The organism is Streptomyces sp. NPDC021012, assembly GCF_044333355.1.
Classification (GTDB): domain Bacteria; phylum Actinomycetota; class Actinomycetes; order Streptomycetales; family Streptomycetaceae; genus Streptomyces.
This window is the reverse complement of sequence record NZ_JBIRQU010000003.1, coordinates 343271-365038: the sequence shown is the minus strand read 5'-3', so window position 1 is coordinate 365038 and position 21768 is coordinate 343271. Positions and strand designations below refer to the sequence as shown.

Annotated in this window: 22 protein-coding genes; 10 read left to right on the top strand and 12 right to left on the bottom strand. The window is 75.3% G+C overall.

Going from position 1 to position 21768, the window contains the following annotated elements; translation table 11 throughout:
* Nucleotides 1-47 precede the first annotated feature (47 nt).
* Together ACH4TP_RS11465 and ACH4TP_RS11460 are read right to left on the bottom strand one after the other, a co-directional pair.
* The gene (locus tag ACH4TP_RS11465) at nucleotides 48-2198 is read right to left on the bottom strand and encodes a phage holin family protein (RefSeq protein WP_398437219.1); all 2151 of its coding nucleotides are present in this window, start codon (nucleotides 2196-2198) and stop codon (nucleotides 48-50) included.
* Between the two features lie 85 nt (nucleotides 2199-2283).
* A complete protein-coding gene (locus ACH4TP_RS11460) occupies nucleotides 2284-2688 on the bottom strand; it encodes a hypothetical protein (RefSeq protein ID WP_389230576.1) in 405 nt (134 codons plus the stop codon).
* Between the two features lie 126 nt (nucleotides 2689-2814).
* On the opposite strand from ACH4TP_RS11460, the gene ACH4TP_RS11455 reads away from it, so the two are divergent.
* Together ACH4TP_RS11455 and ACH4TP_RS11450 are read left to right on the top strand one after the other, a co-directional pair.
* Nucleotides 2815-3588: an MBL fold metallo-hydrolase gene (locus ACH4TP_RS11455; RefSeq protein WP_389230573.1), complete on the top strand. Its 774-nt coding sequence runs from the start codon at nucleotides 2815-2817 to the stop codon at nucleotides 3586-3588.
* A gap of 106 nt (nucleotides 3589-3694) precedes the next feature.
* On the top strand, nucleotides 3695-4336 hold the full coding sequence (locus tag ACH4TP_RS11450; RefSeq protein WP_389231280.1) for a DedA family protein: 642 nt from the start codon (nucleotides 3695-3697) through the stop codon (nucleotides 4334-4336).
* On the opposite strand, the gene ACH4TP_RS11445 is transcribed toward ACH4TP_RS11450, so the two are convergent.
* The 3 genes from ACH4TP_RS11445 to ACH4TP_RS11435 form a co-directional block, all read right to left on the bottom strand.
* Nucleotides 4316-5530 carry an MBL fold metallo-hydrolase gene (locus tag ACH4TP_RS11445; RefSeq protein WP_398437217.1) on the bottom strand — a complete coding sequence of 405 codons (1215 nt, stop codon included), beginning with the start codon at nucleotides 5528-5530 and terminating at the stop codon, nucleotides 4316-4318. The genes ACH4TP_RS11450 and ACH4TP_RS11445 overlap by 21 nt on opposite strands.
* Nucleotides 5531-5588: 58 nt before the next feature.
* The gene (locus tag ACH4TP_RS11440; RefSeq protein ID WP_389230567.1) at nucleotides 5589-6821 is read right to left on the bottom strand and encodes an aminotransferase class I/II-fold pyridoxal phosphate-dependent enzyme; all 1233 of its coding nucleotides are present in this window, start codon (nucleotides 6819-6821) and stop codon (nucleotides 5589-5591) included.
* Nucleotides 6822-6903: 82 nt separating this feature from the next.
* Entirely contained in the window at nucleotides 6904-8121 is a 1218-nt protein-coding gene (locus tag ACH4TP_RS11435) for a sulfite oxidase (RefSeq protein ID WP_398437216.1), read from the bottom strand.
* Between the two features lie 164 nt (nucleotides 8122-8285).
* Between ACH4TP_RS11435 and ACH4TP_RS11430 the strand changes: the two genes are divergently transcribed.
* A complete protein-coding gene (locus ACH4TP_RS11430) occupies nucleotides 8286-8804 on the top strand; it encodes a GNAT family N-acetyltransferase (protein WP_398192208.1) in 519 nt (172 codons plus the stop codon).
* A 90-nt stretch (nucleotides 8805-8894) separates the two neighbouring features.
* A complete protein-coding gene (locus ACH4TP_RS11425) occupies nucleotides 8895-9731 on the top strand; it encodes a methyltransferase domain-containing protein (protein ID WP_389230558.1) in 837 nt (278 codons plus the stop codon).
* 51 nt (nucleotides 9732-9782) lie between these two features.
* Here ACH4TP_RS11425 and ACH4TP_RS11420 read toward each other — a convergent pair whose 3' ends face one another.
* Nucleotides 9783-11738, bottom strand: a complete 1956-nt coding sequence (locus ACH4TP_RS11420; RefSeq protein ID WP_398437214.1) for a DUF5107 domain-containing protein — start codon at nucleotides 11736-11738, stop codon at nucleotides 9783-9785.
* A 191-nt stretch (nucleotides 11739-11929) separates the two neighbouring features.
* Here ACH4TP_RS11420 and ACH4TP_RS11415 point away from each other — a divergent pair, with 191 nt between their 5' ends.
* Nucleotides 11930-12262, top strand: a complete 333-nt coding sequence (locus ACH4TP_RS11415; protein ID WP_389233233.1) for a DUF6204 family protein — start codon at nucleotides 11930-11932, stop codon at nucleotides 12260-12262.
* Between the two features lie 5 nt (nucleotides 12263-12267).
* Here ACH4TP_RS11415 and ACH4TP_RS11410 read toward each other — a convergent pair whose 3' ends face one another.
* The 3 genes from ACH4TP_RS11410 to ACH4TP_RS11400 form a co-directional block, all read right to left on the bottom strand.
* Complete coding sequence (locus ACH4TP_RS11410; protein WP_398437212.1) at nucleotides 12268-12807, bottom strand: GNAT family N-acetyltransferase; 540 nt, start codon at nucleotides 12805-12807, stop codon at nucleotides 12268-12270.
* A 307-nt stretch (nucleotides 12808-13114) separates the two neighbouring features.
* A complete protein-coding gene (locus ACH4TP_RS11405) occupies nucleotides 13115-13465 on the bottom strand; it encodes a hypothetical protein (RefSeq protein WP_389233227.1) in 351 nt (116 codons plus the stop codon).
* The gene (locus ACH4TP_RS11400) at nucleotides 13462-13713 is read right to left on the bottom strand and encodes a DUF1049 domain-containing protein (protein WP_398437210.1); all 252 of its coding nucleotides are present in this window, start codon (nucleotides 13711-13713) and stop codon (nucleotides 13462-13464) included. The genes ACH4TP_RS11405 and ACH4TP_RS11400 overlap by 4 nt, the downstream gene beginning before the upstream one ends.
* A gap of 190 nt (nucleotides 13714-13903) precedes the next feature.
* On the opposite strand from ACH4TP_RS11400, the gene ACH4TP_RS11395 reads away from it, so the two are divergent.
* From ACH4TP_RS11395 to ACH4TP_RS11385, 3 genes are all read left to right on the top strand, one after another.
* Entirely contained in the window at nucleotides 13904-14659 is a 756-nt protein-coding gene (locus ACH4TP_RS11395) for a GntR family transcriptional regulator (protein ID WP_389233221.1), read from the top strand.
* Nucleotides 14660-14769: 110 nt separating this feature from the next.
* Nucleotides 14770-15858, top strand: a complete 1089-nt coding sequence (locus ACH4TP_RS11390) for an adenosine deaminase (protein ID WP_041132039.1) — start codon at nucleotides 14770-14772, stop codon at nucleotides 15856-15858.
* A gap of 142 nt (nucleotides 15859-16000) precedes the next feature.
* Entirely contained in the window at nucleotides 16001-16654 is a 654-nt protein-coding gene (locus ACH4TP_RS11385; RefSeq protein WP_398191190.1) for a GntR family transcriptional regulator, read from the top strand.
* Nucleotides 16655-16821: 167 nt separating this feature from the next.
* On the opposite strand, the gene ACH4TP_RS11380 is transcribed toward ACH4TP_RS11385, so the two are convergent.
* Complete coding sequence (locus ACH4TP_RS11380) at nucleotides 16822-17280, bottom strand: hypothetical protein (protein ID WP_398437207.1); 459 nt, start codon at nucleotides 17278-17280, stop codon at nucleotides 16822-16824.
* A 21-nt stretch (nucleotides 17281-17301) separates the two neighbouring features.
* On the opposite strand from ACH4TP_RS11380, the gene ACH4TP_RS11375 reads away from it, so the two are divergent.
* Both ACH4TP_RS11375 and ACH4TP_RS11370 read left to right on the top strand, forming a co-directional pair.
* The gene (locus tag ACH4TP_RS11375) at nucleotides 17302-18069 is read left to right on the top strand and encodes a DUF1116 domain-containing protein (protein ID WP_398437205.1); all 768 of its coding nucleotides are present in this window, start codon (nucleotides 17302-17304) and stop codon (nucleotides 18067-18069) included.
* Nucleotides 18070-18099: 30 nt separating this feature from the next.
* Nucleotides 18100-18660, top strand: coding sequence for a cytosine permease (locus tag ACH4TP_RS11370; protein WP_398437204.1), 561 nt, complete (start codon nucleotides 18100-18102; stop codon nucleotides 18658-18660).
* Nucleotides 18661-18796: 136 nt separating this feature from the next.
* Here the strand turns inward: ACH4TP_RS11370 and ACH4TP_RS11365 are convergent, their stop codons facing one another.
* Nucleotides 18797-19732 (bottom strand): LD-carboxypeptidase, encoded by a 936-nt coding sequence (locus ACH4TP_RS11365; RefSeq protein ID WP_398437202.1) that lies wholly within the window; start codon nucleotides 19730-19732, stop codon nucleotides 18797-18799.
* Nucleotides 19729-21747 carry a prolyl oligopeptidase family serine peptidase gene (locus ACH4TP_RS11360; protein ID WP_398437200.1) on the bottom strand — a complete coding sequence of 673 codons (2019 nt, stop codon included), beginning with the start codon at nucleotides 21745-21747 and terminating at the stop codon, nucleotides 19729-19731. Before ACH4TP_RS11360 ends, ACH4TP_RS11365 begins: the two co-directional genes overlap by 4 nt.
* Nucleotides 21748-21768 lie beyond the last annotated feature (21 nt).

Here is a 21768-nt window from a genome sequence, read left to right as displayed (position 1 = left end):
CGTACAAATCCGGACCATCGTCCGGTAACGGCGAACAGGCGTCCAAATCAGTGATTTTTGTCCGGCGAGACCGGGCCGTCAGCCGGAAGAACTGATTCCGGCGCGCCCGTGGACGGGGAAATCTCCAGAAGGCCCAGCGGCACCTGCGGCCCCGAGGACTCCCGCAGCCAGCGCCGCAGCACCCGGTGCACCCGCTCCGCCCCGACCAGCTCCTCCCCCTCCCGCACCGGCGGGGACAGGTCCGGCGGCGAGAGCAGGAAGGCATGCGACTGCTCGCCGCCCAGACCGCCGTGCGAGCCGATCTGCTCCTCGAAGGCATGCACGGTCCCGGTCGCCGGGTCGTACATGGAGTTGACCATGATGTCCGCGACGTGCGGGAAGCCGTCCGTGCGCCGCACCGCCCGCGCCGCGCCGCGCCCGAAGACCGCGAGCGGGCCGTCGTCCGCGAGCTCGGCGACCGGCACCTCCACCCCGTCGGGGCCGAGCACCACCGAGCCGTGCTCGGCGCTCGCCACCAGCACGAAACCGATCCCCGGGTGGTGCGCCAGGGTCCGGAGCAGCGCCGGATGGCGCCGGTCGATCTCCTCCCGGGTCATCCGGTGCGGCACGTCGGGGAAGGAGACGAGCCCCAGGTTCCCCGAGGCGAGGACCACCGGCTCGGAGGGCCGGGCGGACAGCTCCCGCGCCGCCTCGCCGCCCTCGTCCACCGGCCGGTGCAGCGCGCTGCGCAGCGCGTCCCTGGCCGCGTCCCGCGCCTCGCTCCCGCTGCGGGTACGCCGCACCCTGCGCGGCACCGGAAGCCCGCACCCGGCCCGTACGAGCTCCTTGAGCGTCAGCCCGTACGCCGACTCGAAGGTCTCGCCGGGGCTCTGCCCGTGGTCGGAGAGGAGCACGATCCGGTACGGGCGCGGGGCGTGCTCGGCGACGGTCGCGATGAGCGCGATCGCCCGGTCGAGGCGGGCGAGGACCTGGTCGGTGTCCCGGCCGTGCGGTCCCGAGTGGTGCGCCACCTCGTCGTACGCGACGAGGTCGGCGTAGACCGCGGTCCGCCCGGCCAGCATGTCCCCCATCACCGCGGAGACCACGACGTCCCGCTCGACGACCGTCGCGAAGGCGCGGACGAAGGGGTACGTGCCGCCGCGCGAGACCCTCGGGGTCTCCCGGCGCAGCAGCGCCCGCGTCGACTGGCACATCTCCCGGACGCACTCGGCGAGGAGCGATCCGGCGGTGCGGACGGCGTTGGCCGGGTCGGAGAAGTACGCGAAGTAGCCGGCCCGGGAGCGGTTGCGGCGGCCGCGCCGGGCCGCCATCGACAGGACCAGGGCGAGCTGGTCGGCGCCCCCGCTGAAGAGGTTGCCCCGGGAGGCGCCGTCGACGGTGAGGAGACCGGCGTTCCCGGTGCGGCGCACGGCCCGCCGCTGGAGCTCGACGGCGCTCGCCGGGCGGTTGGAGACCATGAGGCGCCCGGTGTCCTTCTCGTACCAGCGGAAGGCGGGCACGTCCTCGTTGGAGCCGTGCAGGATGCCGAGCTGGCTGGCGCCGGTCTGGCTGGACCAGTCGGTGCGCCAGGGGGTGAGCCGGTGACCGGCGGCCAGCCAGCCCGCGACGGTCGGCATGAGCCCGTCGGCGACGGCGCCGCGCAGCACGTGGTGGCCGACGCCGTCGAGCTGGAGGAAGACCGTGCCGGGCACGGCCCCCGCCGTGTCGCCGGGATCGCGGGGCCGGGTGCGGCCGGTGAGCCGGTAGAGCCGGCGGCGGTACGCGTCGTCGTCCCGTACCGCGAGGGCGGTGGAGGTGGCGGAGGCGACGGCGGACATGACGGCGGCGACCACGACGGCCGTCTCGGGGGCGGCGGCGCCGCGCCCGTCGGGGATCAGCCGGAGCGCGACGAGCAGCAGGGAGCCGTTGAGGAAGAAGACGAGCAGGCCGAGGACGAGCGCCGGGACGAGCAGCAGGGCCCGTACGATCACCGGCCACACGAGCGCGCCGAGCAGGCCGAAGGCGCCGGCGGCCGTGGCGGCGGTGAGGGCGGTCCTGGTGAGGCTGTCGCCGTCGGCGGACTGGAGCTGGAAGTCGGGAAGGAGTCCGGCGAGGACGAGCATCGTGAGCGTGGACACCGCCCAGACCACGATCACCCGCACCACCGTCCTGCCCGCGGACCGCCAGCGGTCGGCGCCACCCCATCGCCCGTCACCCACGCCCGCTTCACCTTTCGCCCGTTTCCTGCCTCAAGCGTGGCACAACGGCCCCGACCGGGCGGGGTACGCGTCAGGAATCGGAGCCTCAGGCGCCGTCGTATCCGGCGGTGGGCATCGAGAGCCGCCGGTGCACGCCCCCCTTGGCCGCCGTGTCGTACAGGGGTTCGTCAAGTCCGACCGTCTCCACCCGCACACCGCGCCGCTCGCACTCGGCGCGGAAGCCCGGCACGGAGGTCAGCGCGCGGGCGAGGACCCGCTCGCTGGGGGCCACGAAGAGGTCCACCGTCCCGGCCTCCACATCGGCCCAGAGCTCCGCGTGGTCCGGGCGGATTCCGTAGCAGAACAGCTGACGGGCCAGCACGTACCCCTTGTCCCGGGCCCAGCGGGCGCACACCGCGTGCTGGCCGCGCGTGTCGACAAGGAAGGGGTCGCTGTCCAGCTCTTCGAGCGGGGTGAGGCTGGCGATCGCCGCCACCCGAACGTCGTCCATGGGCCGACCCTACTGGGGATCGTGACGGCCGAACATCCTCCGGAGCGAGCTCCGGACATTTACCCTCGTTACGGAACGGGCCCGCGCGGCGGGCGCGGACGGCGGACGGCGGAAGGGCGGCAGCCGGTGGAGGTCACCTGGTGGGGCCACGCGACCTGCACGGTCGAGGACTCCGGGATCCGCTTCCTCACCGATCCGCTGTTCGCCCGGCGGCTCGCGCATCTGCGCCGCCGGCGCGGCGCCCTGCCGCCGCCGGAGGCCGCCCGCGCCGAGGCCGTCCTCGTCTCGCACCTGCATGCCGACCACCTCCACCTCCCCTCCCTGGCCCTGCTCCCGCCGGGGACGCGGGTCCTCGTGCCGCGCGGCGCGCCCGCCGCCGTACCGGGGCTGCGCAGGCTCGACCGGAACGGGCTGCGGCTGACCGAGGTGGGGCCGGGCGACGCGGTCAGCGTGGAGGGCGTGACGGTACGGGCCGTCCCGGCGCTCCACGACGGGCGGCGGCTGCCGGTCGGGCCGCACCGCTCCCCCGCGCTCGGATACGTCGTCGAGGGCGAGGCCCGCACGTACTTCGCCGGGGACACCGGCCTGTTCGACGGCATGGCGGACGCGGTGGGCCCGGTGGACGTGGCCCTGCTGCCGGTCGGCGGCTGGGGCCCCTACCTCGGCCACGGCCACCTCGACGCGGGGCGGGCGGCCCAGGCGCTCGCCGCGCTCTCGCCGGCGGCGGCGGTGCCGGTGCACTACGGCACGTACTGGCCGATCGGGCTCGACGGGGTCCGTCCGCACGAGTTCCACGCTCCTGGCGACGAGTTCGTCCGGCATGCGGCCCGGCTCGCGCCGAAGGTCGCGGTCCACCTCCTCGGCCACGGCGAACGGGTGCGGCCGGAGGTCGCGCGGTGACGGGCGGTCTCGTGGAGGCCGAGGGCCACGCGGTGACGGGAGAGCGCACCTTGTCCCGCGGGGCCGCGCGGCCGGAGGTCGCGCGGTGATCGGTGGGCTCACCGGCATGGTCACGGTGGTGCGGGAGCTTCCGCCGGAGTCGACGCAGCAGGCGGTCGGGTATCCCTCGCTGTTCCTGCTCGTGGCGCTCGGCGCGCTGGTGCCGGTCGTGCCGACGGGCGCGATCGTCAGTTCGGCGGCGGTGGTCGCCTTCCACCAGTCCTCGCCGTTCTCGCTGCTCTTCGTCTTCCTGGTGGCGTCCTCCGCCGCGTGCCTCGGCGACACGGCGCTGTACTGGCTGGGGCAGCGCGGGGTCCGCTCCCGCAACGGCTCGCGGTGGCTCGCCGCGCTGCGGTCCCGGGTGACGCCGGAGCGGCTCGCGCATGCGCAGGAGCGGCTCGACACCCATCAGGTGTCGGTGCTCGTGCTGTCCCGGCTCGTGCCGGCGGGGCGGATCCCGGTGATGCTGGCGTGCCTGCTCGCCCAGATGCCGCTGCGCCGCTTCGTCCGGGCGGACGTGGCGGCCTGCCTGGCGTGGGCGGCGACGTACCAGCTGATCGGGATCCTGGGCGGCTCGCTCTTCCCGGAGCCCTGGCAGGGAGTCGTCGCGGCGGTCGGCCTGACGGTGCTGATCAGCGCGGTCCCGGCGCTGTGGCGGCGGGTGCGGGGCACTCCCGAGGAGGCGCCGTCAGGGCACGAGCACCCGTGAGCCGCCGACCGGCAGGTCCCACAGGTCCTCGCGGGGCAGACCGGCCTTCTCCCAGGCGGCCCTGACCCGGGTGAGGGGTTCGAGGACCGGCTCGGAGGAGAGCACGAAGGTGGCCCAGTGCATGGGCGCCATCCGCCGGGCGCCGAGGTCCTGGTGGGCGCGGACCGCCTCCTCCGGGTCGGTGTGGACGTCGCTGAGCCACCAGCGCGGGTCGTACGCGCCGATCGGGAGCAGCGCCAGGTCGATGCCCGGGTAGCGGCGGCCGATCTCGGCGAACCAGTGGCCGTACCCGGTGTCCCCGGCGAAGTGGATCCGGCGCCCGGTCCGGTCGGTGAGCACCCAGCCGCCCCACAGGGAGCGGCAGGTGTCCAGGAGGGTGCGCTTGGACCAGTGGTGCGCGGGGACGAAGTCGAAGCGGACGCCGTCGAGTTCGGCGGCCTCCCACCAGTCGAGCTCGGTCACGCGGCTGAACCGGCGACGGGTGAACCAGCGGCCGAGCCCGGCCGGGACGAAGACGGGGGTGTGCCGGGGCAGCCGCTTGAGGGTGGGGCCGTCGAGGTGGTCGAAGTGGTTGTGGCTGATGACGACGGCGTCGACGGGCGGCAGGTCCTCCCAGCGGACCCCTACGGGGGTGAGCCTGGCCGGTGTGCCGAAGATGCGGCGCGACCAGACGGGGTCGGTGAGGACCGTCAGCCCGCCGACCCTCAGGACCCAACTGGCGTGCCCGGCCCAGGTCACGGCGAGGGTACCGGGCCCTGCGGGCGGCAGCGGTCCGGGCTCGAAGGGCAGCAGGGGGATGTCACGGAGCCCCTCGGCACGGGGGCGTACGGCTCCTTCCCTGGCGAGCCGGGCCAGAGCCCGGACACCGGGAAGGGGCGCGGTGAGCCGGTCGGCGAAGCTGCGGGGCCAGTCCTGCCGCAGCCGGCCGAGGGGCTGGAGGACGGGGGCGGGGGCGGGCGCGGGAGCAGACGTAGGGGCGGGAGCCGGGGCGGACTCCGGGGCGGGGGCGGAAGCGGGAGCAGACACAGGCACGGAAGCCGGGGCAGACGCAGGCGCGGACCCCGGGGCGGGAGCCGGGGCGGATTCCGGGCCGGGAGCGGGGGGTGTGACCGGGTCGGGAGCAGAGGGCGTGACCGGGTCGGGGTGGTGCGGGGTCTGTCCGGGCCGCGCGGGGGGTGCCGTCCGTTCGGTCATCTGCGGGCTCCGTTCCGCTCGTGCTCGGCGCTGGGTGGAGGGGGTGGGGCGGTCACCGTCATCGGAGTTCCTCCAGGGCTCCCCCGAACTCCTCCAGAAGACGGGCCACGTGCGGGAGTTCGGCGGGGTCGGCCGCCAGGAGGGCCTCGGTGCGCTCCTCCTCGGTCGCGCCGAGGAACATGCCGGTGCCGAACCGGACGCGCAGCGCGCCGAGTTCGTCGCCGAAGCGGTGGCCGCCGGTCGCCGGGGCGCCGAGGCGCGCGGTGAGGTGGCTCTCCAGTTCCAGGGAGTCGGTGACGCCCCGGGCGGCGAGCCCGGCGCGCAGCGGTCCGAGGTCGGCGTAGAGGTGGCGGCCGGCCTGCGGGGGCCGGGCGAGGGCCCCGGCGGCGAGGACGGCGCGGTACGCGGCCGCCGCGAGGAGCCCGTGGGAGGTCGCGGCGCGCCGGGCCCGTACGGTGACGTCCTCGGGTTCGTCGAGGGCGTGGGCCATGGCGGGGGCGACGGGCCCGGGGACGAGGGCGCCGAGGGCGGTGAGCACGTCGAGGACGCGGGCCCTGCGGTCGGTCCAGCGGTCGGCGCGGGACGGGTCGGTGGGCGGGAAGCGGGCGACGGCGCAGGGCCAGGCGGCGGGGGTGAGGGCGCCGCCGAGGTCGGTGAGGACGGTGACGTCGTCGGGGCACATCTCGGCGGGGCTGAGCAGCACCGTGTCGTGCGGGTGGTGGAGGGTGTCGCGCCAGGTCTCGTCGCTGATGACGTGGAGGCCCTCGGCGACGGCGGCCTCGCAGGCTTCTCGGACGAGTTCGGGCGGGGCGACGGTGGCGGTGGGGTCGTCGGCGACGGACAGCAGCACGACCCGGGGGGCGCCGCCCTCGGCGCGGATCCGCCGGACGGTCTCCAGGAGGGCGTACGGATCGGGGACGCCGCCCGCCTCGGCGGGCGTGGGCACGTGGTACGCGGGACGGCCGAGCAGCCGGGCCTGCGGGGTCCACCAGGCGGGACAGGGACGGGGCAGCAGCAGGTCGCCGCCGTGGGCCGCGATCAGGGCCAGCAGGAGGGCCGGGGCCCCGGGCGCCGCCACCACGTCCTCGGGATGGGTTCGCAGACCGCGCCGCCACCAGTACCCGGCCGCCGCCTCCCGCAGCACGGGCCCGCCCCCCGGCGGCTCGGGTGCGGTCCGCCCCGCCGCGCCGGCGAGGATCCCGGCGAGTCCGGGCAGGACGGGCAGTCCGCTGTCGGGTGCGGGAGGTCCGTAGCGCACCGGCCCGCGGCCCTCCGAAGCCGTCTGCCGCATGTCCCGTACCTCCTGAGCGCGCGGGGGCGCCGGGCGGGCACCCCCGTGCCCTTTATACGAAGGTTCAGGCGGTTCCGCCCGTTCAGGCGACGGTGACCGGGTGACGCACGACCGCGTTGAAGAGGTACCCCTGGGTGTTGGGGACGGCCCGCTCGGGCTGGGTGTTGCCGGCGGCGTCGGTGGTGCGGGAGAGCAGCGTGACCGGCCCGGTGACGCGGGGGCGCCAGGGCACGCTCCAGCGGACCCAGCCGTCGCGGCGCGGGGTGTCGTGGAGGTGGGCGGGGCGCCAGTGGGCGCCGCCGTCGGTGGAGACCTCGACGGTCCGCACGGGTGCGAGGGCGGACCAGGCGCGGCCGGTGAGCCGGTGGGGGCGGCCGGCCTCCAGGGTGGCACCGAAGGGCAGCTGGTAGGTGGACTTGAGGGTCTGGCGGCTGATCGGGGCGCTCCCGCCGGCGGGGTGGGCGTCGCCGAAGAGGCGGTACCAGGTGGTGGACCAGGGCGAGCTGAGCGGCCGGGTGGAGACCTCGATGTCGCCGAGCCACTTGACGGAGGCGATGCCGACCCAGGAGGGCACGACGAGCCGGACCGGGTGGCCGTGGTCGTACGGGAGGGGCTCGCCGTTCATCTCGTACGCGAGGATCACGTCGTCGAGGGCCTTGGCGACCGGCAGCGGGCGGCGGACCGAGCCGTAGTCGACGCCGCCGGAGACGTACGGGGCGTCCAGGCCGCGCGGCAGGAGGTCGACGGCGTCGTGGGCGATCCCGGCGCGGTGGAGGACGTCGGAGAGGCGGACGCCGCGCCAGCGGGCGGCTCCGACGGCACCGAGGGTCCAGGGGGTGCCGGTGACCGGCTCGCCCTGCTGGGTGGTGTAGAGGCTGCGGCCGTTCCCGGCGCACTCGATCAGGGCCGTCCGGGTGACGGAGGGCAGGTCGCGGAGCTGCCCGTAGGTGAAGTGGACGGGGGTGCGGCCGTGCAGTCCGTCGCCCCAGAGGGTCAGCTTCCAGTCGGTGGCGTCGAGGACGGGGGTGGAGGTGTGGTTGCGGACGAAGAAGCGGTCGGCGGGGGTGAGGAGGCCGGTGTCGGCGAAGGTCTCGAAGCGGGCCTCGGCGTTGGTCCCGCGCACCGTGAAGTACTCCGGCGGGAGGTCCTTGACGATGCCGGGCGCGGGGTCCGCCACGGTGTCCACGGGACCGGCGTACGCGGGGGCGGCGGTGGCGAGCCCGCCGAGGGCGGAGACCGCCGGGCCCGCTGCGAGCAGCTTCAGGAGGGAGCGGCGGGCGGGCGCGGACGAGTGGGGCACGGGACTCCTCGGCACGTCGGAGGGGCGGACCGCCGTTCGGCGGCGGGCCCACCCTAGGGGCGCGAGGGCGCTCGGGACGGTCCGTTCACGGTGCTGTCACACGAGGGTCCGTCAGGCGTACGGGGCGGCGGGTCGCCCCGGTGCCTCCCGGGCCAGAATGCCTCATGCCGATACGTGAAGCGCTTCCCGAGGACGCCGCCGAGCTCGCCGCCGTCCACGTGCTGTCCTGGCGGGCCGCCTACCGCGACCTGCTCCCCGCCCCGTACCTCGACGCCCTGGACGTCGGGGAGCGCGCCACCGCCTGGCGCGCCCGCCTCACGGCCCCGGACCGGCCCACGGTGCTCGTGGCGACGGGGGACGGCGGGCGGATGGTCGGGTTCTCCTGCTTCCGGCCCTGGCCGGACGGGGAGTTCGCGCCGGGGAGCACGGCGGAGCTGGCGGCGTTGTACGCCCTGCCGGAGGTCTGGGGGACGGGCGTCGGGCAGGCGCTCATGGCGGCGTCCGCCGAGGCGCTCGCCGCGGCCGGGTTCCGGGCGGCGGCACTGTGGGTGTTCGCGGGCAACGCGCGCGGCCGGAGGTTCTACGAGGCCGCGGGCTGGCGGCCGGACGGGACGGCGGTGCGGGAGGAGACGGGCGGCCGGGTCCTGGAGGAACTCCGTTACCGGCGGGACCTGTTGACCTGACCGACTGTCCACATCCCAAGACGCAGGTCTCATTATTCGGCTGCCCTGCGTACGGTGGAGGCACGCACCCACACCGAGGGAGTCGGTTCGATGACGCACGCCTCCGCGCAGCCCGCGGCCCATGAGACCGCCGTCTACACGCATGGACACCACGAGTCGGTCCTGCGCTCGCACAGCTGGCGGACCGCCGCCAACTCCGCCGCCTATCTGCTGCCCGAACTGCGCGCGGGCCTGGACGTCCTGGACGTGGGCTGCGGGCCCGGCACCATCAGCGCCGACCTGGCCGCGCTGGTCGCGCCGGGCCGGGTGACCGCGGTCGACGCGGCCGAGGACGTCCTGGACAAGGCCCGCGCGGTCGCCGCCGAACGCGGGCTGGAGAACGTCGAGTTCGCCGTCGCCGACGTCCACGCCCTGGACTTCCCCGACGACTCCTTCGACGTCGTCCACGCCCACCAGGTGCTGCAGCACGTCGGCGACCCGGTCCAGGCGCTGCGCGAGATGCGCCGCGTGTGCCGGCCCGGCGGGGTGGTCGCGGCCCGGGACAGCGACTACGGGGCCTTCACCTGGTTCCCCGAGCGGCCCGCCCTGGACGGCTGGCTGGACCTGTACCGCCGGGTCGCCCGCGCCAACGGCGGCGAACCGGACGCGGGACGGCGGCTGTTCTCCTGGGCCCGGCAGGCCGGCTTCACCGAGATCACGACGACGGCCGCCACCTGGTGCTTCGCCACCCCGGAGGAGCGGGACTGGTGGAGCGGCCTGTGGGCGGACCGCACGACGGCCTCCGTCTACGCCGAGCTGGCCGCCGGGGGCGGGCACGCGACCCCCGCCGAACTGGCGTCGATCGCGGAGGCCTGGCGGGAGTGGGGCAAGCAGGAGGACGCGTGGTTCATGGTCCCGCACGGCGAGATCCTGTGCCGGGTGTCCTGACCCGTACCGGCGTCGGTCCGCCCGGAACTCCGGGCGGACCGACGCCGCTCGTCAGCTCGGGCGCATCCTGAACTCGTAGGCGTCCGGCAGGGGTTCGTCGGTGAGTTCCGCCCAGACCTCGCCGAGGATCTCCGCGCCCTCGCGCAGGTCCGCGACCTCGAAGCCCGCGTCGAAGACGGCGCGGGCCTCGCCCGTACGGCCCTCGGCGAGCAGGATCCTGAGCTCCAGGAGACGGAAGGCGCCCCTGTCCCGGACCTCGTCGGGCAGCCGCGCCCACACCTCCCGGGCCTGTCCGGCCCTGCCCGTGGCGAGGAGCGCCGCGGTGGCCTCGCGTCCGAGGGCGGCCGCCACGGCCTCGCCCGCGTCGTGGGCCTCGTGGTCGTCGAAGGCCTCGGCGAACCGTTCGGCGGCGCGCGCCGGGTGCCCGTCCTCGCAGTCGGCGACGGCCAGGCAGTACAGCAGGGGCCAGCGCACCTCGGCCCGCCGGAGTCCGCGCTCCCAGCTCCGTACCGCCTGGGCGCGGTCTCCGGCGTGCCACTGGGCGATGCCGAGGTGGTACTCGGTGGACGGGTCGGCCGGGGCGGTCTCCAGCATGTCCCGCCAGGGGGCGGCGACCAGCGGGGCGCCGGGTCCCGCGCCCTTCGCCGGGGGCGGCAGGACGCCGGTGCGCAGGAGCTCCCGCCAGGGCTCCTGCTCGGGGCCCAGCGTCGACTCGGGGAAGGGCGTGCCCGGCAACGCGTATCCCCCGCGCAGGACTTCGAGGGCTCCCCAGCCGGAGCCGGCCGCGAGGACGGTCTCCGGCTCGGCGTCCGCCGCGCCCTCCCGCCACGCGGTGTACGCCGCGTCGACGGCGGCGCGGGGCAGCGCCGCCTCCAGCCGGTGTTCGACGTCCGCGCGGGCCGCCGCCCAGTCGTCGCCGAGCGCCGCGGCCGGGTCGGCGGCGAGCGGTCCGTACGCCTCCAGCCAGCTGAACTCCCCTTCGCCCGCGAGCTCCAGGTGCTCCAGCTGGGTGCGGGCGAGTCCGGCCTGTATCTCGGCGTAGCCGGGGGTTCCGGGTTCGGTCAGCCACTCCTGCCAGCGCCGTCCGCCGCGCCCGGTGCCCCACAGGAAGAGCTTGCGGCCGCGCAGCGCGTCGGTGGAGGTCTGGACGAGGCCGTGGCCGTCCGCGTCGAGGGCGGCGATCCAGCGGCGCCGCTCCTCGGGCAGGTCGTAGAAGAAGTCGGCGGCGTGGGCGCCGTTCAGCGGGTACGAGCGGTCGGTGCCGTCCTCGGTGACGGGCACCGGGAGGCGGTCCAGGCCGCGTTCGTAGCCGTGGTGCCAGGCCGCGTCGGCGGGCGCGAGGACCCTGCGCTCCTCCGGGACGGCCGTGTTGGACCACCAGTAGGCGGGGGCGGTCCGCTCGTGGGGGTTGCGGACGCGGACGCCGACGTACAGGAAGTCGGAGTCCTCCGGGAGCCACAGGTCGACCTGGAAGGGCAGGTCGCGCAGGCGCTCCCACTCCCACAGGCGGAGCATCGGGCCGCCGTCGGGGGCGCGGACGGTCGCCGCGTGCAGGGGCGAGCAGGAGAGGGTGGTGTGGCCGGTGGCCCCGATGTTCCACTCGATGCCGCCGGAGAACCAGGCGCCGTTGAGGGCGAAGGCGGCGGGCTGGAAAACGGGGTTGCGGTAGAGGAGTTCGCGTCCGGTGGGCTTGTGGTGCAGGGAGTGGACGCGGCCGCCGAGACCGGGCAGCACGGTCACCCGGAGCCGGTCGTTCTCGATCACGATCGTGTCGAGGTCCGCGGGCGTGCGCTCGCGGCCGTAGCCGTCGCGCACGGGGGCGGGGAGCAGGCTGCGCAGGGGCGCCCGCCCCATGCCCCGGGCCATGTCGCGCGGGAGCTCCGCGAGGGTCCGCGCGTCGACCGCGTGGGCCCCGGCTCCGGCGGGGGCCCGCAGTGCGGGAAGAGGGTTGTCCGGGCCCAACGGGGCCACGGGCAGCGTCAGTACGGCACGTCGTACGGTCGTCATTGATCCATGGAACACGCCGGAGCCGGTCCTGACCAGGGGCTCTCCACGGTTCTCCGCGTCAGGCTTCGGCAAAGGGCCCGGGGTCGGCGCGCCCGGATATTCGCTACGGCCGCCGTCGTCTCCCACCGTAGTGTGGAGGGTCGGCCCGCCGTGACGGCGGCCGGGAACCAGTGGCACAGGGAGTACGAGGCATGGGCACGCAGCACACCTACCGGGTCATCGTGCGCGGCACGTTCGACGGTCTGACGGAGGAGAGCCGGGCCCGGCTGCTCGCCGAGGTCGACGACCACGGGATGGCGGCGATGCAGTTCACGGAGGAGGGCTCGCTGGCCTACGACCGGACGCTGAAGGCCTTCTCGTACCGCCTGGTCGTCGTCTCGGACGCCGAGGACGGCGAGGAGATGGCGGGCGCGATCGCGGAGGACCGGGTGGAGACGGCGCTCCGGGAGCTGGGGCACGGGTACAAGGCGCTGCGGTCGACGGTGACGGACCTCGACACCATGAAGATCAACCGCAAGCGCTAGTCCCCTCAGTCCGATGCCGTGATCGCCCAGCGTTCGTGGTCGCGCCAGGCCCCGTCGATGTGCAGCATCGCGGGCGAGAAGCCCTCCAGGCGGAAGCCGGCGCGGCGGACGAGGGCGCGGGAGGCGGTGTTGCCGGGCTGGATGTTCGCCTCCAGGCGGTGCAGTTCCATCGGCCCGAAGGCGTGGTCCAGGAGCAGCCCGAGGGCCTCGGTCAGCAGCCCGCGCCCGGCGGCATGCGCGAAGGCGCCGTAGCCGAGGGCGCCGCTGCGGAAGGCGCCGCGGACGATGTTGTTGATGTTGACGAATCCGGCGATCCCGCCGCCGTCGCGCTCGCACACCAGGAAGCCCGCCCGCGCCGGGTCCTCGATCAGGGCGCCCGCGTAGGCGGCGTACGCCTCGGCCGTGCACGGCGGGAAGAGCCAGGGCCGGTGGAGCTCCCTGCTCTCGCGGGCACGGGCGGTGAACTCCTCCGCGTCGGCCGGGGAGAAGGGGCGCAGACCCACGCGGGGGCCGATGGCGAGGTAGGAACCGGGGTCGTCGAACATACGGGCCAGGCTATGGCCCGTTGTGGGCAGGCGTTCCGCAAGGGGCGGAACGGGTGGGCACAACGGACCCGCACCCTGCCGGCGCCAGAGGCTTCCGCGCCTGGACCCGCACCACGTTGTGCGCCGTGCACGGGGTGCGGGTTCAGGCGGGGAACGCGGAGGCGCCGCTGAAGGGCGCCGTCCCGTGTACCCACCCTCCCCCAAGCTCTCGGCTCCGCTCGCGCAGGGGGGACCCCCTCGCCCCAGCGGGACGATTGCCCACACGGGGCGGGGGCGAAGGCCCACACGGGGCGGGCGCGGTCCCCCGTCAGCGGCGGGCGTCGCGGACGCGGGGTGGGCAGGTCTCGCCCTTGCGTACGACTCCGATCATGACGGTGGTGCGCCGGTCGAGGCCCGTGCCCGCCGCCGGGTACTGGGTGCAGACCTGCCAGCGCGGCGGCCACAGCACCCGCCGGTCGCGGCCGCTCACGTCGTGGACGTCGAGCCGGGTCCGGCGGGGCAGATGGGTGAAGACCCGCCACAGGCCCCGGTCGAGGAAGTCCGGCATCGGCCGTGTCCCGGCCTCGTCGCCGGGCTCGGCGGCCTCCTCCACCGAGGAGGCGGCGACGGCCGCGAGCGCCAGGACCGCGCCGACGCCGACGACGGTGGCCGGCTTCACTTCCGCCTCCGGGCGGCGAAGTAGTAGCCGCAGGCGGCGCCGAGGAGGGCGGTCGCGAGCAGGGCCCCGTAGAGCGGCGTGGTGACCTCGGGGATGAGCAGTCGGATCTTGACCTCGCGGGTGTTCTCGAAGATGAAGACCAGGGTGAGGACCGCGACCGCGATCATCGCGATCCGGCCCGGAGTGAAGGCTCCGGCGAACCGGGACGTGCCCCCGCCCGATGTCCGTGGCGTGTGCTTGGGACTCATGCCCGGCTCCTCTCCTCACGTCGTGCCGTCGGTCGTACGCGGCCACAGCCGTGGGACCAGAATGGGACGCGCGGCGCCTCCCCGTGACGGCGAGCAGGGCCGTACGGGTGACTTGTCAGACAACGTGGGCCGACTACCGTGGGTGCGGAGACCGGCGGACAGCGGGCCGGGAACGAGACGAGGAGGGGCCGTGGCGGTCAGCGGACAGCGGCGGCGACCGGTCGTGGCGCTCTACGAGCGGATCGCGGACGCCGTCCACGACGGCACCTACCCGCCGGGCTCCACGCTCCCCTCCGAGCCCAAGCTCGCCGCCGAGCTGGGCGTCAGCCGGCCGGCCCTGCGCGAGGCGCTGCTGCTGCTCCAGGAGGACGGCGTCCTCACGGTGCGGCGCGGGGTGGGCCGCACGGTCAACGACCGTCCGCCCCGGCGCGGCTTCGAGCAGGTCCAGCCGCTGGAGGAGCTGATCGGCGCGGGCACCCCGCTGCGGGTGCGGGCGCTGCTCAGGACCGTCGAGGAGCCGACCGACTTCACCACCCAGCACCTGCTCGCGCCCGCCCGCGCCGAGCTGCGGTTCTGGGAGTCCGTACTGACCGGGGAGGGCGCGGCGGCGGCGCTGAGCCACGAGTGGGCGGCCTCCGACGAGCTGCTCGACCGGGTGCACCCGGAGTTCGCGCGGGCCCTGCGGGACGCGGCGGCGGACACCGGCCGCGCGGTCTCGATGCTCGCGGTGCTCGTCGCGGCCTCGCGGGAGACGGCCCTGAGCGCGCACAGCGGCATCACGGCGACGCTGCTCGGGCGGCGGCGCGGGGAGCAGCTGGGCCGCCCGGCGGACACCCCCGCCGTCCTGATCACGCAGGTCGTACGGGTCGGCGAGACCCCGGTCCTGGCCGCCAAGCACATGCTCCCGACGGGCACCCCCGCGCTGCCGGTGCTCCAGTCCCACTGATCCCACGGGGCGCGGACCGGCGGGGCGGGACCCGGCGGGGTCCACCCGCGTAGACCCCTTGTCGGAGCCGTCACAGCGGCCGGCGCCGCCGTGGCGTACACTTCCCCGCCATGCACTTGTCTGACAACCCTGCCACGCCTGCCGCCGCCACCGTCTCCGAGTGGATCCGCCGGGCCCCCAAGGCCGTCCTCCACGACCACCTCGACGGCGGGCTGCGCCCCGCGACCATCGTCGAGCTGGCGCGGGAGTGCGGCTACACCGCGCTGCCGACGGAGGACCCGGCCGAGCTCGCGGTCTGGTTCCGGGACGCCGCCGACTCCGGTTCGCTGGAGCGCTACCTGGAGACCTTCGCGCACACCTGCGCGGTCATGCAGACCCGCGAGGCGCTCGTGCGCATCGCGGCCGAGTGCGCCGAGGACCTCGCGGCGGACGGCGTCGTCTACGCCGAGATCCGCTACGCCCCCGAGCAGCACCTGGAGGGCGGCCTCACCCTCGACGAGGTCGTCGTGGCGGTCAACGACGGCTTCCGCGAGGGCGAGCGCCGCACCGGCGGCCGGATCACCGTCCGCACCCTGCTCACCGGTATGCGCCACACCGACCGCTCGCTGGAGATCGCGGAGCTCACCGTCGCGCACCGGGACAACGGCGTGGCGGGCTTCGACATAGCGGGCGGCGAGATCGGCAACCCGCCGGCCCGCCACCTCGCCGCCTTCCAGCACCTGAAGCGGGAGAACTGCCACTACACGATCCACGCCGGCGAGGCCGTCGGCGCGGAGTCGATCCACGAGGCCGTGCAGGTCTGCGGCACCGAGCGGATCGGCCACGGCGTGCGGATCACGGACGACATCGCCGAGGACGGCACGCTGGGCCGGCTCGCCTCGTACGTCCGGGACAACCGCATCGCCCTGGAGGTCTGCCCGACGTCGAACCTCCAGACGGGCGCCGCGAAGGACTACGCCTCGCACCCGATCGACGAGCTGCGCCGGCTCGGCTTCCGGATCACGCTCAACACCGACAACCGGCTGGTCTCCGGCACCACCATGAGCGAGGAGTTCCAGCACATGGTGGACGCCTTCGGGTACGGCCCGGAGGTCTTCGAGGAGTTCACGGTCGCCGCCCTGGAGGCCGCCTTCCTGCCGCTGCCGGAGCGGCAGCGCCTCGTCGACGAGGTCGTCCGCCCGGGGTACGCGGCGCTGTAGCCCGGAGAGGCCTCCCCTCCCCCTCACGGAGGGGAGGCCATCCCGCCCGGACCACTGACGGGCATTCAGCGAAGCCCGCCTCCGACCCCCGACGGCCGGGTCCTGCGGATGACCGCCCGTCCCTCGATGGAAGAATGGCGGCATGACAGGCGCTGAGGAGTTCAAACCCGAATCGGAGCGGGTGACGCGCGCGCTGCGCGACCAGATCATCGAGGGGACCCGGGCCCCCGGCAGCAGGCTCGTGGAGCGCGAGATCGCGGCCGAGCTGGACGTGAGCCGGCTGCCCGTCCGCGACGCCCTGCGGGACCTGGTCGCGGAGGGCCTGGTGACGCCGCGCCCGCGCACCTGGGCGGTCGTCCGCGAGTTCACCGCGTCCGACATCTCGGACCTCGGCGAGGTCCGGTCCGCCCTGGAGATCCTCGGCTTCCGGCTCGCCGCGCAGCGCCGCACCCGGGCGGGGCTCGCCAAGCTCCGCGCCGACCTCGACGCCGAGCTGGCGGCCGCGGCCAAGGGCGACGGCCAGGCCGCCCGGCGGGCGGCCGCCGACTTCCACGAGACCGTCACGGAGCTCGCCGACAACGCGCTGCTCACCGAGCTGAACGCGACGCTGCGCAGCCGGATGCGCTGGATGCTCGGGCAGCACGACGACTTCACCGCCGTCGCCGAGGAGCACGCGGAGCTGTACCGGGGGATCGAGGCGCGGGACGTGGAGCGCGTCGAGAAGCTGGCCCTGCGCCACCTGGAGACGAGCCGGGACGAGGCCGCCGCGCACCAGCGCAGGACGGCCGAGAAGTAGCCCCCCGGGTCCGCGGGGCGGCGGGGCGGTGTCGGGCCGCGATCACTCCCTGACGATCAAACGGTATACCGAATGCTCGCCCTGCGACCGCCCGTCCCGGACGCCTTCGCCTCCACCCGGGCTTTCGGCCGACGCCCCGTGAGCCCGCACCCGTAGTCCCGCGCCCCTCACTCCCCCACGTACACGACGCCCCCGTCGACGTCGGCGCGGATCTCCGTGCCGACGCGCCGCGCCATCAGGTCGTCGAGGCGCTCCAGCGGGCCGATGAGGGTGCGGCCGCCGGCCCGGGCGACGCGGACGGCGGCGTCGACCTTGGGCTTCATCGAGCCCTCGGCGAAGGCGATCCCGGCCAGGCCCTCGGGCGAGGCGGTGAGGATGTCCCGCTGCTCGGGGGTGCCCCAGTTCTCACTGACGAAGTCGCCGTCGCCCCCTCGCTCGCCGCCCTGCCCCCCGGCGGCTTCGCGGCCGCCGCCGGCCTCATCGACCGGCTCTGCCGCGCGTACGGACCACCCGGCGGCATGCTCGGCCCCGGCCCCGGCGCGCTCGTCTTCGAGGGCCTGGCGAAGGACCTCGACGAGGCCGCCGAGGCCGCCGCCTCCGGCCGGATCACCTTCAAGCCGTGTCACGAGGCGGACTCGGTCGGCTCGATGGCCGGCGTCACCTCCGCCTCCATGTACGTGCACATCGTGAGGAACGAGACGCACGGCAACACCGCGTACACCAACCTGTCCGAGCAGATGGCGAAGATCCTGCGGATGGGCGCCAACGACCAGAGCGTCATCGACCGCCTGGTCTGGATGCGGGACGTCTTCGGCCCGATGCTCAAGGAGGCCGTCGAGTTCACCGGCCCCGTCGACCTGCGCCTGCTGCTGTCCCAGGCGCTCCACATGGGCGACGAGTGCCACAACCGCAACGGCGCCGGCACCCTGCTGCTCTTCCAGGCGCTCGCGCCGGGCCTGCTCCGGTCGTCCTTCACGACCGAGCAGAAGAAGGAGGTCTTCGACTTCGTCGCGTCCTCCGACTACTTCTCCGGACCGACGTGGATGGCGATGGCCAAGGCCGCGCTGGACGCCGCCAACGGCGTGGCGGACTCCACGATCGTCACCACGATGGCCCGCAACGGCGTCGAGTTCGGCATCCGCGTCGCCGGCCTGCCCGGCCAGTGGTTCACCGGCCCCGCGCAGAAGGTGATCGGCCCCATGTTCGCCGGGTACAAGCCGGAGGACTCCGGCCTCGACATCGGCGACAGCGCGATCACCGAGACGTACGGCTTCGGCGGCTTCGCGATGTCGGCGGCGCCCGCCATCGTCGCGCTGGTCGGCGGCACCGTGGCCGAGGCCATGGGCCACACCCGCGACATGGGCGAGATCACCACGGCGCAGAACCCCAACGTCACGATCCCCGCTCTCGCCTGACGCGACAGCCCTCCCGGAAGACCGGACACGATGAAGACAAACCGCTCCGCCACGGCACCGGACACCTCCGCGGACCGGGAACCCGACGACGAGTTCGAGCACGGCCCGGTACCGGCCGACCGCCGGAAGTCGCTCCTGACGGTCTCGGCCGTCTGGTTCGGATTCCCGATGATCCTGACCAACGCCATTCCCGGCGGCGTGGTCGTCGCCATGCTGGGCTTCTGGCGCGGGCTCGCGGCCATCCTCGTGGCCAACCTCGTCATGCTCCTGTACGTGGGGATCCTCAGCCACCGGGCCGGATCCACCGGCGAGAGCTTCTCGCTCCAGGCCACACGCACCTTCGGCCGCGGCGGCCGCGGCGCGATGGACCGGCGTGCCACCGTGGCGGTCCGTCCGACGGCCTTCCTGGCCTGGGCGGTCGGCGCGGCGGCCGGCGGCGGCGCCCACTGGTGGGCGCCGCAGCTGTCCGACGCGGTCACCGGCCTGGTCGTCGCGGTGGTCGCGTACGCCGTACTCGAACGGCTCGTGCCGCAGCCGTCCGGGGCCGACCACCGGTCCCCGGCCGTCGCCGCGGCCGAGGCGGCGGGGTAGCCACCCCGGCCCCGCGCCACGCCGTCGCACGACGCGCCCCCGACCCCGCCTCGCCGGGGCGGGGGCGCGTCGTCGTCATGAGGCGCTTCGGGCGGGGCGCGGCGGGCCCGACGGCCCGGGGCCGGGCCCCGCCCGCTCAGCGCAGGGCCGGTACGTCCAGGATGAGCGTGCCCGTGTCCGCGTCCAGTACGGCGGGCAGGCCGAGCGGCAGGGTCTGCGCGGTCGCGCTGTGCCCGAAGCCCATCTCCTCCAGGACCGGCACCCCGAGGCCGCCGAGCCGGTCGGCGAGCACCGCCCGCACCTCCTCGTACGGGCCGCACTCCTCCCAGGAGCCGAGGCCGATGCCCGCGACCCCGTCGAGCCGGCCGGAGCGCAGGAGTTGGGTGAGGATGCGGTCGAGGCGGTACGGCTCCTCCCCCACGTCCTCCAGGAGGAGCAGCCCGCCGCGCGCCGAGGGTCTGCCGTGCGGGGTGCCGAGGTCGGCGGCGAGGAGGCTGACGCAGCCGCCGAGCGTCACGCCCCGGGCGCGGCCCGGCACGAGGGCCCGTGCCGTCTCCCGGCCGAGGGTCAGGACGGTCTCGGGCTCGAACAGGGTGGCCCGCAGCGACTCCTGGGTGGGCGGGTCCGACAGGAAGGTGCCGGCGGCGACCATGGGTCCGTGCAGGGTGGCGAAGCCCGTACGGACGGCGAAGGCCTCGTGCAGGGCGGTGACGTCGCTGTAGCCGACGAAGGCCTTGGGTCCGGCCGCCCGGATCGCCGCCCAGTCCACCAGGTCCACCATGCGCTGGGCCCCGAAGCCGCCGCGCGCGCAGAGCACGGCGGAGACCGAGGGGTCGCACCAGGCCTCGGTCAGGTCGCGGGCCCGCGCCCGGTCCGCTCCGGCGAGGTACCCGAGCGCGGGGTGGGTGTCCAGGACGTGCGGGGCGACCACCGGTTCGAGGCCCCAGCCGCGCAGGATGCCGAGCCCGGCCGCGAGCCGCTCCTCGGGGACGGGCCCGCTGGGGGCGACGACGGCGACCCGCGCCCCCGGCCCGAGCCGCTCGGCCCGTGTCAGGGCCTCGACCGGGGTCATGTGCGGTACTCCAGGGCCGGCACGTCCGTACGGTCGAGGCCGAAGACCCGCGTGTACAGGGCGAGTTCGGCCTCCAGGGCCCGGACCATGGTGTCGGCTCCGCGGAAGCCGTGGCCCTCCCCCTCGAAGGCGAGGTAGGCGTGCGGGATGCCCCGGCCGGCCGTGCGGGCGAGGAAGCGCTCGGCCTGCGCGGGCGGGCAGATGACGTCGTCGAGTCCCTGGAGCAGCAGGAACGGGGCCGTGACGCGGTCGACGTGCTCGATCGGCGAGCGCTCCTTGTAGCGGGCGGGCACCTCGTCGAGCGGTCCGATCAGCCCGTGGAGGTACTGGGACTCGAAGTCGTGGGTCTCGTCGGTGGCCCAGCCCCGCAGGTCCAGGACGGGGTAGATGATCGTGCCGCAGGCGTACACGTCGGTGGAGACGAGGGACGCGGCGGTCGTCCAGCCGCCCGCGCTGCCGCCGCGCACGGCGAGCCGGGCCGGGTCGGCGGTGCCCTCTGCGGCGAGCGCCGCCGCGACGGCCGCGCAGTCCTCGACGTCGACGACGCCCCACTGCTCGCGCAGCCGCTCCCGGTACTCGCGGCCGTAGCCGGTCGAGCCGCCGTAGTTGACCTCGGCGACGCCGATGCCCCGGGAGGTGAAGTAGGCGATCTCCAGGTCGAGGACGAGCGGGGCGTGGCCGGTGGGCCCGCCGTGCGCCCAGATCACGTACGGCGGCAGCTCGCCCTCGGGCCCGTCGAGTCCGGGGTGGTGCGGCGGGTACACCTGCGCGTGGATCTCCCGCCCGCCGGGGCCGGTGAAGGTGCGGATCCTGGGCTCGGGGAGGTACGAGGGGTCGACGGCGTCGGTGTGCTCGGCGCCGACCACGCGGCTGCGGCCGGTACAGGTGTCGAGCTCGACGAGCTCGTAGGAGCGGTGCGGTCCGGCGGCGACGCCGACCACGCGGGTGCCGTGCGCGGCGAGGGTGGAGGCCCATTCGGTGCGGGTCCCGCCGGCGTCGACGAGGGCGCGGCGGTCGGGGTCGAGGATTCCGAGGGTGGTGGTCCCCCTGCCGTGGACGACGGCGATCAGCCCGTTCTCCAGGGGTGTGAACCAGCGCAGTCCGATCTTCCAGAGCGGGCCGCCGAACTCCTCGGCGCGGGGGCAGAGCGCCTCCGGTGCGGCGAGGCCGCCACCGGCGTCGACCTCCGCGCGGTAGAGGTTCCACCAGCCGGTGCGGTCGCTGACGAACAGCAGTCGGCCGGCCGCGTCCCAGTCGGCCTGCGGGATCGACTCGGCGGTCCCTCCGGCGACCGCGCGGGCCTCGTGGAAGGTGCCGTCGGGGCCGACCTCGGCCAGCTGGACCTCGGTGCCGTCCCAGGGCATCCGGGGGTGGTCCCAGGCGATCCAGGCGGCCCGGCGGCCGTCCGGGGAGAGCCGGGGCCCGGTCACGAACCGGTGGCGCCCGTCGGAGAGTTCACGGACGGCCGTGCGGTCCTCGGCGGCCGAACCGTCGAGGGGCACGGCGGCGAGGACGCGGCGGACGTCGGTGGGCGCGGGGCCGGTGAACTCCTCCAGGACGCACCACACCTCGCCCCGGTCCGGGTGGATCACGGGGTCCACCCAGCGCAGTCCGCCGCCGACGGCGGAGACGGGGGTGAGCGGCCGCGGCTCCGCGCCGAAGGCGTCGGGTTCGTACGCGTAGAGCCGCTGGTCGGGGAAGTGGCAGAACACGGCGAGCGCTCCGCCGGCCGGGCGCGCGACGGCGGCCCAGGGCTGACCGCCGTACTCGACGACCCGGCTGCGTACGTTCCACGGGGCGGGCAGCAGGCTCTCCTCGGTGCCGTCGGCGCGCCGGCGCACGAGGGCCCGGCGGCCGCCCTCCTCCGGGCGGGGCGCGGTCCACCACAGTTCGTCGCCGACGGTGCCGAGGTACTCGGGCCGTCCGTCGTGCGCGGCGGCGAGCGCGGCGCCGACGGGTGACGGCCAGCTGCCGTACGCGGCCGTGGTCGTGGCCATCTCGTCTCCCCCTGTCATGGATCCGGTCCCCTTCTGTCC

Coding starts and splice junctions, on each gene's coding strand:
- ACH4TP_RS11460 (WP_389230576.1), bottom strand. CDS start 2,688: ATGGACGACGTTCGGGTGGCGGCGATCGCCAGCCTCACCCCGCTCGAA.
- ACH4TP_RS11450 (WP_389231280.1), top strand. CDS start 3,695: ATGGTCACGGTGGTGCGGGAGCTTCCGCCGGAGTCGACGCAGCAGGCG.
- ACH4TP_RS11445 (WP_398437217.1), bottom strand. CDS start 5,530: ATGACCGAACGGACGGCACCCCCCGCGCGGCCCGGACAGACCCCGCAC.
- ACH4TP_RS11440 (WP_389230567.1), bottom strand. CDS start 6,821: ATGCGGCAGACGGCTTCGGAGGGCCGCGGGCCGGTGCGCTACGGACCT.
- ACH4TP_RS11430 (WP_398192208.1), top strand. CDS start 8,286: ATGCCGATACGTGAAGCGCTTCCCGAGGACGCCGCCGAGCTCGCCGCC.
- ACH4TP_RS11425 (WP_389230558.1), top strand. CDS start 8,895: ATGACGCACGCCTCCGCGCAGCCCGCGGCCCATGAGACCGCCGTCTAC.
- ACH4TP_RS11420 (WP_398437214.1), bottom strand. CDS start 11,738: ATGACGACCGTACGACGTGCCGTACTGACGCTGCCCGTGGCCCCGTTG.
- ACH4TP_RS11415 (WP_389233233.1), top strand. CDS start 11,930: ATGGGCACGCAGCACACCTACCGGGTCATCGTGCGCGGCACGTTCGAC.
- ACH4TP_RS11410 (WP_398437212.1), bottom strand. CDS start 12,807: ATGTTCGACGACCCCGGTTCCTACCTCGCCATCGGCCCCCGCGTGGGT.
- ACH4TP_RS11400 (WP_398437210.1), bottom strand. CDS start 13,713: ATGAGTCCCAAGCACACGCCACGGACATCGGGCGGGGGCACGTCCCGG.
- ACH4TP_RS11390 (WP_041132039.1), top strand. CDS start 14,770: ATGCACTTGTCTGACAACCCTGCCACGCCTGCCGCCGCCACCGTCTCC.
- ACH4TP_RS11385 (WP_398191190.1), top strand. CDS start 16,001: ATGACAGGCGCTGAGGAGTTCAAACCCGAATCGGAGCGGGTGACGCGC.
- ACH4TP_RS11375 (WP_398437205.1), top strand. CDS start 17,302: ATGGCCGGCGTCACCTCCGCCTCCATGTACGTGCACATCGTGAGGAAC.
- ACH4TP_RS11370 (WP_398437204.1), top strand. CDS start 18,100: ATGAAGACAAACCGCTCCGCCACGGCACCGGACACCTCCGCGGACCGG.
- ACH4TP_RS11365 (WP_398437202.1), bottom strand. CDS start 19,732: ATGACCCCGGTCGAGGCCCTGACACGGGCCGAGCGGCTCGGGCCGGGG.
- ACH4TP_RS11360 (WP_398437200.1), bottom strand. CDS start 21,747: ATGACAGGGGGAGACGAGATGGCCACGACCACGGCCGCGTACGGCAGC.